At 55.8% G+C, this 12056-nt stretch carries 11 protein-coding genes; all 11 read right to left on the reverse strand.

Going from position 1 to position 12056, the window contains the following annotated elements:
* Positions 1 to 37: 37 nt before the first annotated feature.
* The gene (locus RYZ18_RS06570) at positions 38 to 2443 is read right to left on the reverse strand and encodes a ligase-associated DNA damage response DEXH box helicase (RefSeq protein WP_317655632.1); all 2406 of its coding nucleotides are present in this window, start codon (positions 2441 to 2443) and stop codon (positions 38 to 40) included.
* 42 nt (positions 2444 to 2485) lie between these two features.
* Entirely contained in the window at positions 2486 to 2989 is a 504-nt protein-coding gene (locus RYZ18_RS06575) for a prepilin peptidase (RefSeq protein WP_317655633.1), read from the reverse strand.
* Positions 2989 to 3837, reverse strand: a complete 849-nt coding sequence (locus RYZ18_RS06580) for a tetratricopeptide repeat protein (RefSeq protein ID WP_317655634.1) — start codon at positions 3835 to 3837, stop codon at positions 2989 to 2991. The genes RYZ18_RS06575 and RYZ18_RS06580 overlap by 1 nt, the downstream gene beginning before the upstream one ends.
* A gap of 46 nt (positions 3838 to 3883) precedes the next feature.
* Entirely contained in the window at positions 3884 to 4453 is a 570-nt protein-coding gene (locus tag RYZ18_RS06585; protein WP_411567094.1) for a tetratricopeptide repeat protein, read from the reverse strand.
* 4 nt (positions 4454 to 4457) lie between these two features.
* Entirely contained in the window at positions 4458 to 5435 is a 978-nt protein-coding gene (locus RYZ18_RS06590) for a type II secretion system F family protein (RefSeq protein ID WP_317655635.1), read from the reverse strand.
* Between the two features lie 15 nt (positions 5436 to 5450).
* On the reverse strand, positions 5451 to 6419 hold the full coding sequence (locus tag RYZ18_RS06595; protein WP_317655636.1) for a type II secretion system F family protein: 969 nt from the start codon (positions 6417 to 6419) through the stop codon (positions 5451 to 5453).
* Between the two features lie 26 nt (positions 6420 to 6445).
* On the reverse strand, positions 6446 to 7864 hold the full coding sequence (locus tag RYZ18_RS06600) for a CpaF family protein (protein ID WP_317655638.1): 1419 nt from the start codon (positions 7862 to 7864) through the stop codon (positions 6446 to 6448).
* A 13-nt stretch (positions 7865 to 7877) separates the two neighbouring features.
* On the reverse strand, positions 7878 to 9149 hold the full coding sequence (locus RYZ18_RS06605; protein ID WP_317655640.1) for a CpaE family protein: 1272 nt from the start codon (positions 9147 to 9149) through the stop codon (positions 7878 to 7880).
* 185 nt (positions 9150 to 9334) lie between these two features.
* Positions 9335 to 9631, reverse strand: coding sequence for a hypothetical protein (locus RYZ18_RS06610; RefSeq protein WP_317655641.1), 297 nt, complete (start codon positions 9629 to 9631; stop codon positions 9335 to 9337).
* 5 nt (positions 9632 to 9636) lie between these two features.
* Positions 9637 to 11052 (reverse strand): type II and III secretion system protein family protein, encoded by a 1416-nt coding sequence (locus RYZ18_RS06615; protein ID WP_317655642.1) that lies wholly within the window; start codon positions 11050 to 11052, stop codon positions 9637 to 9639.
* Between the two features lie 152 nt (positions 11053 to 11204).
* On the reverse strand, positions 11205 to 12044 hold the full coding sequence (gene cpaB, locus RYZ18_RS06620; protein WP_317655643.1) for a Flp pilus assembly protein CpaB: 840 nt from the start codon (positions 12042 to 12044) through the stop codon (positions 11205 to 11207).
* Positions 12045 to 12056 lie beyond the last annotated feature (12 nt).

Genomic DNA, 12056 nt, shown 5'->3' on the forward strand with positions numbered 1-12056 from the left:
TATAGATGCGCCAAGCCAAAGACAGGGGCAAGTCCTCTCACCTGTGACCAAGCGCGGCTTGGGGCAGGAATTTTGCGGCTTCTTCCTCCAACAGACGTTGATCGGCAGAACCATGGACAGGGATGCGCCCCGCCTCAAGCAACAAGGGCGCTGCAAATGGGCTGACGCGGGGCAGCGCGATATGGTCAATACGCCCGCCTACGCGGGCCAACATTTCATCAATGCGACCAAAATCGACCAAACCCCGCAACGCATCACGGCGCGTCATCTCAAGTAAGATATGGTCGCTGTCATATTTGCGCAGCGTGTCATAAAGGATATCTGACGAAAACACAGCCTGCCGCCCTGTTTTCTTGGTGCCGTTCACGCTGCGCTCGATCAGCCCAGAGATCAACGCAACCGCCTTGAAACTGCGCTTCATGACGGCGTTTTCTGACAGCCACCCTTCAAAGGCCGCACGCAATAAATCAGGCGCAAAGAGCGGCCTTGGATCAGCTATGGGATCAAGCCCCCAAATCAGCGTGGCATAATCATTGGCCACAAAGCCCATAGGGGCGAGACCCAGTTGATCCATGCGATGGGTCAGAACAAGGCCAAGGGTCTGCTGTGCATTGCGCCCCGCAAAACCATGCACACAAAGATGTGCGCGGCCCTCATGGGGGTAGGTTTCCACCAGCAATCGGTCACGCTGCGGCAAGCGGGACAGCCGCGTCTGATAATCCAGCCAGTCGGCAATATGGGCGGGCAAGCCCGACCAATCGCCACTTTCCAATCGCGCCAAAATGCGATCAGAAAGTTGCAGCGAGGTTGCGAATTTCGTGCCCATGAATGTTGCAATTTTCGGCCGCTTTTGCGGGCTTGGGCTGACCTCAACCACCAATTCGCGCATACCCTCATAGCGCACGATCTGCCCCCCGATGAGGAAACTGTCACCTTGGCGCAATTGCGCGGCAAAGTTTTCTTCAACCTCGCCCAAAGGTGCCCCGCCGCGCCGTTTGGCCATGCGCACTTTCAACCTGTCGGTTTCGATAATCGTGCCAATATTTTGGCGGATGCGCGCCGCACTGCGTGGATCTCGCAAAGCTAGCGTCCCATCGGGCCGCGTGACCAGTCTTTGCCAGCGATCATAAGCGCGCAGCGCGTAGCCACCTGTCGCGCAAAACTCCAAGGCGCGGTCAAACTCGGCACGGGTTACTCCCGCATAGGGCGCGGCTGTTGTGATCTCGGCATAAAGATCATCGGGTGCAATCGGCCCTGCACAGGCAGAGATCAAGATATGCTGGCACAGAACGTCCAACCCGCCCTGACGGATGGGGTCATCTTCAAGCCCACCATCGCGTACCGCCTCAAGCGCCGCTTGGCATTCGAGATATTCAAAGCGGTTGGCGGGCAAAATACGCGCCTTAGATGCAAGATCAAAGCGGTGCCCCGCGCGCCCGATACGTTGCACAAGGCGCTTAACCTCTTTGGGCGCACCGATTTGGATCACCAGATCAACATCGCCCCAGTCGATCCCCAGATCGAGACTGCCTGTGCAGACGATTGCGCGCAGGCTGCCCTCACTCATCGCGGCCTCGACCTTAGCGCGGGCCTCGCGCGACAGCGCGCCGTGATGGATGCCAATCGGCAGGGTGTCCTCATTGGCCTGCCACAATTCATGGAAAAACAGTTCGGCATTTGCGCGGGTGTTGTGAAAAATCAGCGTAGCGCGATGGCGTTTAATCTGGTCATAGACCGCCTGCACGCCATATCGCCCGCCGCCCCCCGCCCATGGGGGCGGGATATCCGCCTCAAGAATGGCGATATCGGGCGCGGGGCCTTGCGGCGCGGTAATGATCTCAGCCCCGCCGTCAGGCGCCAAATAGGCCGCGATTTGAGAGGGCTCTTTTACTGTGGCGGACAAACCCACACGGGTCATCTGAGGGGACAACCGCGCAAGCCGCGCGAGACACAACATCAGTTGATCGCCCCGTTTGCTGTCAATCAGCGCATGAATTTCATCGAGAATAACCCGCTTCACCGAGGCAAAAATTTTATCCGCCTCAGGATAGGACAATAACAGCGCAAGCGATTCAGGCGTGGTCAGCAAAATCTGAGGCGGGTCAGCGCGTTGGCGCCGCCGCATATGGGCCGATGTATCACCCGTTCGATCCTCAATACGAATATCAAGGCCCATCTCGGCAACAGGGGTCTGAAGATTGCGCCTGATATCTGCCGCAAGCGCCTTAAGCGGCGAGATGTAGAGCGTGTGCAGCCCTTGTTTGGGTGCATGGATCAAATCCACAAGCGAAGGGAGAAAGCCCGACAGGGTTTTGCCCGCGCCCGTGGGGGCGATCAAAACCTGCGCAGGTGATGTCGCGCGCAGCATCGCGCGCTGATGCGGGTGCATCTGCCATCCGCGCGCAGCGAACCAATTGTCAATTTGGGCAGGCAATGCGTCCATACCCCGATCATAGGGCGGCCCGCCTGCCCGTCCAATCAAAGATCAGATTTGCGCCGCGCCTAAGGCAAGATAAAGGATCAATGTGCCCGCTAAGGCCACGCCCATAGGAAACAATTTGCCAGCCTCCCAACTGGCCCATGTTGCGGTAGCCTTGCGGATCAAGGTGATTTTGCCCGCGATACGATGCACCAACCACGACGCCAACAAAACGCCTGCAAAAAGAACCAAAAATTGCAGCCCATCCCCTTTGGCGATGAACAGGGACAAAGCGGCTGCAAATTTTGCATCCCCCGCCCCAATGGCAATCGGGCCGATTGTGGACATCAAAAACCCAACAACCAAAACCCCCAAGGCCCAAACCCAACGCATGGCGTAAACCTCAAGCGGTAATAGAAACAGTCCCGCAACCGCGAAAATCGCAATTAGGATCAGCACTGACAGATTTGGAATGCGCATTTGGCTCAGGTCTGTCCAAGTCACATAAAGGCACAACGGTGCGGTCAGGATTAAAAAAACCAAAGCCTCAATCTGCATCAAATGTGTCATTAGTTGCGAACCCCGCTGTCTAAGGCGCGCTGTGTTGCGACAGCGGCCTCGAAATATTGTGGATGGGTATCAATGGCCTCAGCCAGCAGGCCACGGCCTAGATCAATGCGATCCTGTCGAATGGCCGCCAATGCCATCGTATAGAGAAGCTGTGCGCGCTCCACTTGGGTCATATTGACAAGCGGAAGGGTAAACTCACCTTGTGCGGCGCGCGCCAGCACAAGGTTATTCTTTGCTGTGAAAACACTTGGATCATAGGCAATCGCCTCGGTGAAGAGGCGCTCTGCCTCGGCGTGATCGCCGCGGGTCAGCTTGGAATAGCCCCAATTGTTTAAGACCGATGCGGGGCGTGTCGTCATCCCCGCTGCAGTCTCATAAAACGCATCAGCACGGCCCCAATCCTGCGCATAATCGGCCAACATGGCCTCAAGCCTGTAGCGTTCATAGGTTTCATAGGTCGGCGGCACTTGATCCAAAACGCTGCGTGCCTCATTCCACTCCCCCGCGCGGATCAAGGCTTCGGCAAAGCCAACCCGATCTTCATCAGACACTTCGGGATGGGCCAAAACCTGCCGCCATATCACGACCCCTTCCGCCGCACGCCCCGCCCGTGTCAGACTTTGCGCAAGGCCACGGCGCGCGCCAATATCGTTGGGGTTTTCCGTGGTTTGGCGTGAAAAATAGCTGATTGCATCTTCGGGGTCTGCCGAGGTCAGCATGATCGACTCTAAATTCGCGGCACCAATGGCCTGCGCCGCTTGATCGGGCTGTTCCGATTGGACAAGGCAGGCCGCCAAAAGCGGGCATGCCAAGCCAAGCAAAAGCCACCGAAACGGGGACAGACGCATTCTGAAATCCAATCACAACTGCTCGGGCGCGCTGTAATTGAGGGCCTTAAGGGGTTTGCAGCAATTCGTAACGACCACCACCCCGGCGCACCAACTCAAACGCGTCATTATTTATATCTTCATGATATACATTATTTTCCATCATTTGGATAGCCAAGCGCAAATTTTCTCGCAGCGGGGGGGATTTGCCGCCATCAAGGGCAAAAGCGGTCTCAAAAACACGGCGGGCTTGGCCAAAATCGCCACGCTCCATCAAGACAACACCAAGGTTGTTCCAAGCCGCGGCAAATCTCTCGTCCAGTTCAATGGCCTGTCGTAGCCCTTGTTCCGCTTGGCCTAAACGCCCCAACCGCAAGTTGGCCGACCCAATCGCGCTGAGGACATCGGCCGTCATGCCCTGATCGGAGGCCGCCCGATAATAGGCGCGCAAGGCCAGTTCATATTCGCCCGCCTCCATCAACCGATGGCCCACTATCAACCCATCCACCGACTGTCCCGCGGGGTCGATGACCGCGCGCGCTTCACCAGTTGCAAGCGGGTCACGCATGGGATCACCGCATCCTGCAACCAAGGTCAGGGTCAGAATGGTGATGAAACTGACCTTCGCGGCCCGCATCGCCTTAATTACCACCACTGAAATTCTGCAAAATATCGTAAATCGCAGGCCCAACGAGGATCAACAACAAGGGCGGCAAACAAAAAACCATCGTGCCCAATGTCAATTTCGTGGGCAGCTTATTGGCTTTCTCCTCAGCCCGCATCACGCGCTTGTCACGCATCTCATCAGCATAGACACGGATGGCCTCAGAAATCGAAGAGCCAAAGCTGGTCGATTGGATCAGGGTGGTGACAAAGCTACGCACATCTTGCAAATCCACCCGATGCGCAAATTCACGCAACACGGTGGCGCGGTCTTTGCCCGCTTTTAATTCATAGGCGACAATTTCTAGCTCATCGGCCAAGGCAGGATAAGCAGAGCGCAATTCTTTTGAAACGCGCACAATGGCCTGATCCAGAGATTGCCCCGCCTCAACACAAACAAGCATCAAATCCAATGTGTCAGGGAAACCAAGCTCGATTTCTTCCATACGGGATTGTAGCCGTTTGGTGACAATATAGCGGGGCAGCATGTATCCCAGAGCGCCGGGGATAACCACGCTGAGGGCAACAGCTTGGATCGATCCACCGCTGAAGAACAATCCATAAATAAGCCCTACGACCAAACCACCGACACCCAAAGCAAATTGCGCGAAATGGAAATTGCGCACCGCATCGCGATTGCGATAGCCCGCACGCACCAGTTTTAGGCGGGTTGCATCCAATTCCTTGGCATCGGTCGGCTCTAGAAATTGCTTGTAGCGATCAAGGCGGTTGTCGGTGTTCGCGATCCGCAACGCGCGCTTTTCGCCTTCCACGGGCTTTTCCGCGACACCGCGCAAATCGAGTTTCCCAAAACGATCCTTTGGCTTGATGAGAAGCACAGGCAAGGCAACAGCGATCAGAGCCACGCCCACCATGCCCAAAAGGGCCATAACACCCAGATCACCCACAAAATTCTCAACTACACGCGAGAGATCATGCCAGATTTGATTGATCATCTTTGCGCCCCCCCCTCAAACCTTGATGTTGACCATGAGTTTCATGAAAAACACGTTCACCGCCATCAGGACAAAAACCGTGATTGCACCAGGGATAAACAGGCTGCTTTGTTGAACGCCGTCAAAATAATCGGGCTTCATTAATTTGATGGCCCCCAACATCAGCGCGGGGAAGCTCGATAGGAATTTTCCCGAAAACTTTGCCTCCGCCGTGATGGCCTGCACGCGGCGGAACAATTTAAACCGCGCGCGAATGACCTTTGCCAAACCATCTAAAACATCCGCAAGATTGCCCCCAGAACTTTGCGAAATTGAGACGGACACCGCCAGAAAGCGTAAATCCTGATTATCTAAACGATCGGCTAAATCCGCCAAACCTTGCGCCACATCACCACCATAGGCGGCTTCATCGGCAATCAGTCCCAGTTCGGTGCCAAGAGGGTCAGGGATTTCTTGGGTGATGGCAGCAAGGGCGGCACTGAACGGGTGCCCAACGCGCAAACTGCGCACCAACAATTCGACCGCATCGGGCAATTGTTCTTCAATCAGCTTAATGCGCGCCTTGGCCTTGTTTGAAATGAAACTATGCACCGCAACCGCGCCGCCAATCAGGCCCACGGCCAATTTAAGGACAAACGCCGCTTCGGTTAAGATGCTCAATGCAGCAAAAATGGCGACCGCAATGCCCAAAATCGCCATTACCAGAACCTTCAAAGTCAGGTTCAAATTTGCACGGCGACTGAGCAACAAAAGGCCGCTCAAAAACGGGATTTTTCCTGTGCGGCTTTGCTTGTTGATCTCTTTACGCAGCGTGGTCAGCACATCTTGGCGGGTCTTTCCTGCCTCAAGCATCGCCATACGGCGATTAAACTTGCTGGCTTTGGTCAAGGTCGCACCAAAAACTACCAAATAGAGCCCGCCCACGAACAAAAGCGTGCCAAGGAAAAGCCCGATATAGATCAGCGTTTCGACATTGAATTGCATGGTCTTAATCCCTTTCCATCGCTGGTCTAAACAGCGGGTTCGTAAATCTCTGGCGGCAGCTCATAACCCCATTGGCGGAACCGCTCCGAGAAATGCGAGCGCACACCACAGCCCGTGAAGCGCCCAATGATTTTTCCATTGGGCTCTAGACCAAGGCGCTGATAACGAAAGATTTCTTGCATCGAGACCACCTCGCCCTCCATCCCGGTGATCTCGGTGATGGACACCATGCGGCGGCTGCCATCTTGCAGTCTCGAGGCCTGCACAATCAGGTTCACGGCGCTGGCAATCTGCGCGCGCGCAGCCTTGAGCGGCATTTCAATCCCTGCCATGGCGATCATGTTTTCCAAACGGCTGACCGCATCGCGCGCGTTGTTTGCGTGGATCGTGGTCATAGATCCGTCATGGCCTGTGTTCATCGCCTGCAGCATATCGATCACCTCCTCACCACGGGTTTCTCCCACGATGATGCGATCAGGCCGCATCCGCAGCGCGTTGCGCAGACAGTCACGTTGCGTTACTGTACCCTTGCCCTCGATATTGGCGGGTCGGCTTTCCATGCGGCCCACATGCACCTGCTGAAGCTGCAATTCAGCCGTATCTTCGATAGTCAAGATGCGCTCTTTATTGTCGATATAGGAGGACAGCGCATTAAGGGTCGTGGTTTTCCCCGACCCCGTCCCGCCCGACACAATCACGTTAAGGCGCGTGGCCACGGCCGCCTCAAGATATTTTGCCATGTCGTCAGAAAATGCGCCGAAATTGATCAGATCCTCAATTTTCAACTTTTCCTTCTTGAATTTACGGATCGACACGAGGCTGCCATCGACCGCGACAGGTGGCACCATGGCGTTAAATCGCGATCCATCCTTTAGGCGCGCATCCACATAGGGGGTCGACTCGTCTACGCGGCGCCCCACGGCCGACACGATCTTGTCGATGATGCGCATCAGATGCTTTTCATCCTTAAAGCGCACGGGGCTAAGTTCCAATCGACCGCCCCGTTCGACAAACACACGGTTCGGGCCATTCACCAAAATATCCGCGATACTGTCATCGCGCAAAAGTGGTTCTAGCGGCCCAAGGCCCATCACCTCGTCAAACAATTCGTCTTGAATGGTTTGGCGATCTTCGCGGTTCAGCAAAACCCCCATCTCCGCCAGTTCTTCGGCGGCGATTGCATTGATTTCGGCGCGCAATTCCTGCGGTTGCGCCGTATCAAGTGCGGCAAGGTTGAGGTTGTCCAAAATGCGGTGATGCAACTCGCCCGTCAATTCATCCAGCCGCGCGCGGCGTTTCATGTCGCGCTCTTGTTCGAGGGGTTTTGCAGAGATGGGCGGTGGCAGAGGTGCCGCGGCCTGTAGAGGCTCCACTTTTTCCGCACCGCTTGCGCGCGCGATTGGGGCCACACCATCCATTTGTGGTTTTTTGTAACGTGAGAACATAACCTACCCCGTCCTATGCAGCTGTCGCCGTCTGCACCAAACCGCCATGAAGGCTGGTGGCGATTTTTTGAATTTCGCGGCGCAATGGATTTTTGCGCGCCCCAATGGCCAAGGGTTCGCCCTGATCGCAGGCGCCTGCGACCTGCTTGCCGCCATCAGGCAGCAAGGTCTTGATGGAAACGTCCAAACTCTCTGCCAGACGTTTGATCCGTGACTTGCCGTTCAAATCTGTCAGCCCCGGCGCGCGGTTTAGAATGAATTTCACCCGGTCAATCGGCAGACCTTCGCCGCGCACAAGCCGCGCAAAACGCAGTGCATTTTGGGCCGAGCGCATCTCCAATTCGAGAACGGCGAAATAGATATCCACCTCGTTCAAAATCGCATCACTCCACCCCGTCAAAGCAGAGGGCAGATCAAGGATGACGAGATCAAAATTCTTGCGTGCGAGGGAAATCAAGGCGCGCACATCATCTGGCCCAATCAAATCCAAGGGCAGAATATCGGCGGGTGCGGTGAAAACTGACAGCTTGTCACGATACCCCAGCAGTGCTTGGCAAAATGCGTCACTGTCCATGCTCTGCAAATCTGATAGGATTTCTACGATCATCTCGCGGCGGGGCAGATCCAAGAGGGTCGCCACATTGCCAAATTGCAAATCCAAATCAATGACACAGACCCGTGGCGCGACCGCCCCCTTTAAGGTTGCATCAATGGTGGCCATTTCCCACGCCAGATTGACCGCAAAGGAGGTCGCCCCCACCCCCCCTGCAAGGCCATGCACCGCAAAGACAGACCCACCCAGATCTGATGGGCCCGCCAATGTGCGCGCCGTTTGTGGTGCCTGCCCCGACTGCGCAGTTGGACTTGGTGCCGTTAAGACCCGCGTCACGGCATCCTTCAACGCGCCATCAGGCAGGGGGTAAGGCACAAAATCATCGGCACCGAGTTTCAAGAATTGGTGCAACATGGCGGGGCTTACATCACCTGCAACAAGCAAGACCCGAATCCCGCGCCCTTTGGCGCGGCGGATGATCTCAGCCACCACAGCAATATCTTCCTCATCGCGATGACTGACCGCGACAGTGATCAATTTCAGGCTTTGCGCCTCAGGTTGCCCAAAATATTCCACCGCATCGGCAAAGCTAAGATCCCCCCATTTATCCCCCCAGAGGTTCTCCATATCCTCAATCAAGAGGTCAAAATGATAGACATCCCGTGCGACCGTGCAGGCAAGGGGCGGCTCAAAAGCCTGCTTTGAGGTTCCAAGTTCCAAATCCGCGCTCATCTGTTCACTTCCAACTGAACGAATATCCCGTTGACATCGTGGTTTGGGGGCCAAACCAGACGGGACATCACGACATACCCAATGCGGGCAAGGATGATGATGGCGACAAACTGCGGCGAGATTGGGGCCAAAAAGCCGAAACACTGAGGAATTTTCAGTGCCTTTGTCGAATTTTTACGAACAACCTAAGGGGTCGTTGCCCCCTGCCCTGCGGCACCGCTTAAAATATTCGTCAAAGCAGTTGGGGATACGCCCATTGTGGGCGCAGGTGCTGTCGCAGCGGCGGCTTGGCGTTCTTGCGCGGCACTGACAGTGTAGGTGATCGGATTGGTGCGCTGTGCCTGACGATGCGCCATGATATTCTGCATCGTGGGATTACCAAAGCCACCCTCATCCAACCCATCGCCAAGGGGGCGATTGAACGGCTCGCAGGCGCAGAGGGCCGTTACGGCGATCAGGCCGAAGATGTGGGACAGTTTCATCGCGCCTACTCCATCACATAGCCGTATGAGCCACTAAAATCTTGCCGCGCGACATCGCCTGCGGGGCCAGTGCGCCCCGTGCCTGCAGTGCGCCCGAGCAAGAACAGCTCGCTTTCCGTGGGGATTGTCACCCGATCAGTTGGCAAGGCGAGGGCAGAACTGGAGGTGGGCGACACCAGATGCGCCGTCACGATAATCACAAGTTCTGTCTGCTCACGCTGATAGGAGGTTGACCGAAACAAGGCCCCAATCACGGGCAAATCACCCAACCATGGCACGCGGCCAATGGAGTCGCGGAAATCATCTTGCAGCAAGCCCGCAATGGCAAAGCTTTCGCCATCGCGCATCTCGACCGTGGTAGATGCCGAGCGGGTGCGCAAACTGGGCACTTGGTTGCCCACCAAAGTGACCGTTTCACCAAGCGATGACACTTCGGTGTCGAGCTGCAAATTGATCACCCCGTCACTGACCACTGTGGGGGTAAAGTTCAATTGAATACCGAATTCTTTGAACTCAATCGCAGGGCCATTATTGGTTTGAACAGGCACAGGAAATTCGCCGCCTGCAAGGAACGCGGCGGGCTGACCTGACAGGGCGGTAAGATTGGGTTCAGCCAAGGTGCGCACAAGGCCCTCAACCTCGAGCGCCTCAAGCAAAATACCCATTTGCGCCGCACCCGCACCAAAGGTCACAGAAAGCGCGCCTTGCCGCCCCAACAGCGCCCCGTTTGAGGCAACAGCCGAAGGCAATGTCGGGTTGGCGAGGCCTGTGCCTTCGATCAAATTTCCCGTGCCTGTCAGCACATCTGACGCGCCGCCCGAAAAACTAGAGGACAAAGTTTGGCGCACATTGCGCGACATTTCAGAGAAACGCACCTGCAACATCACCTGTTGCGCGCCGCCAATCGTTAACAGATTGGACACCCGACCAGGCGCATAACGGTCAGCAAATTGTATCGCGCTTTCTGCCGCAGCCAATGAACTGGCACGGCCAGACAGAACGATACCATCATTCGCTGTGCGCACCTCGATCTGATCATTGGGCAAGATTTCACGCAGACGTTCGCGCAGTTCGGTGACATCTGGCACAACTTGCACTTCGACATTCGCAATCAACCGCCCTTCAAGCGACAAGAGCGTCATCGTGGTGCGCCCTGGGGCGCGACCAAGCACATAGATGCTTGTCTCAGACAAGGTTGCGATATCGGCAATGCTTGGGTTTGCGATGGATAATTCGGCAAATGGCGCATCGCTCTCAACAACAACGGCGCGGTTCATCGGAACCCGCAAGGTCGAGGATGTCCCCCCTTCGAGCACGCGCAAACTTTGCGCCGCCACGTGGGGCGTTGGAATGGCAAAAACCACCACAAGCGCCACAAAAAATGACGCTAATCTGGCGAAACCCCAAATCCGTATATGCATCGTGATCCTGCCTCTCTGATCACATTTTTTGTATTTTTATATATTTTATTTCAGTATGAATGAGATTACGTATTTTTGCAAGCCATCCATAGATGCCAAAAAAGTGCGGGCAAACGGCAAGGGAGATCCCTCTGCCCGCATCAGTCTGGCACTCAATTATTTGAACAGGGGACAGGCACGATTTGCACTTCGCCGCCACGGCGCGCGCGCACTGTGCAAACCTGTGGGGCCTGTGCCACCTCGGCAGGGGCGGCGGGTTCATCAACAATACCCAAGATATCATCAAGCCCTACTTCAACCATGCCGCTTTCGGTTTCATCATGCACCCCCACCAACGCAAGCGAGAGCGTGCCTGATGCCTGCGCCTGCGCCAGGGCACCAATGCGTTCTGGTGGCGCTTCTACTGTGATTGTGCGGGCGAGCATTGGATTGTTCTGATCTTGGTCAGATTGCTGATCAACCGCGATAATCTGCAAATTGGTTTGGATCAAACGCGTCACCCGTTCACCACGGCCCCCGCCCGTCCAATATACATCCACGCGGTCACCTGGTCGGATGAAGCCTGCAACGCCAGTGGTCACATCAACACTCAACGAAAAGGCCCGCATACCTGATCCAAGCCGCGAAGCAACGCCGGCATCCTCACCCGGCGCAGTGACTTTGGCGCGCAACAGCGGTTCGTGACGTTCCATAGCGCGCAGGGCAACGCGATCACCCTCAGCATCGGGCGGGAACACTTCGTCAAGTGACGTAAACGCCCCCATTGGCACAAATTCAGCGGGCCAATCAATCAAGCGCACATTGGTGCGGCTTAACGACTGACCATAGCGCATCGGCGCGGTCAAAATGACCACTTTGGTGGTTTCAATCACCGCTTCGCGCTGCTGATCGAGCGCAGTGCTATATTGTTCCATCCGATCCTTGGCATAGGTCACGGCAAGACCCGCCAAACCGATCCCCAAAAACAAAACCAATCCAAAGATGATCCGCATGGTCTATCCTTT

It is taken from the genome of Roseovarius sp. 10 (assembly GCF_033100315.1).
In the GTDB taxonomy this organism is placed as follows: Bacteria; Pseudomonadota; Alphaproteobacteria; order Rhodobacterales; family Rhodobacteraceae; genus M30B80.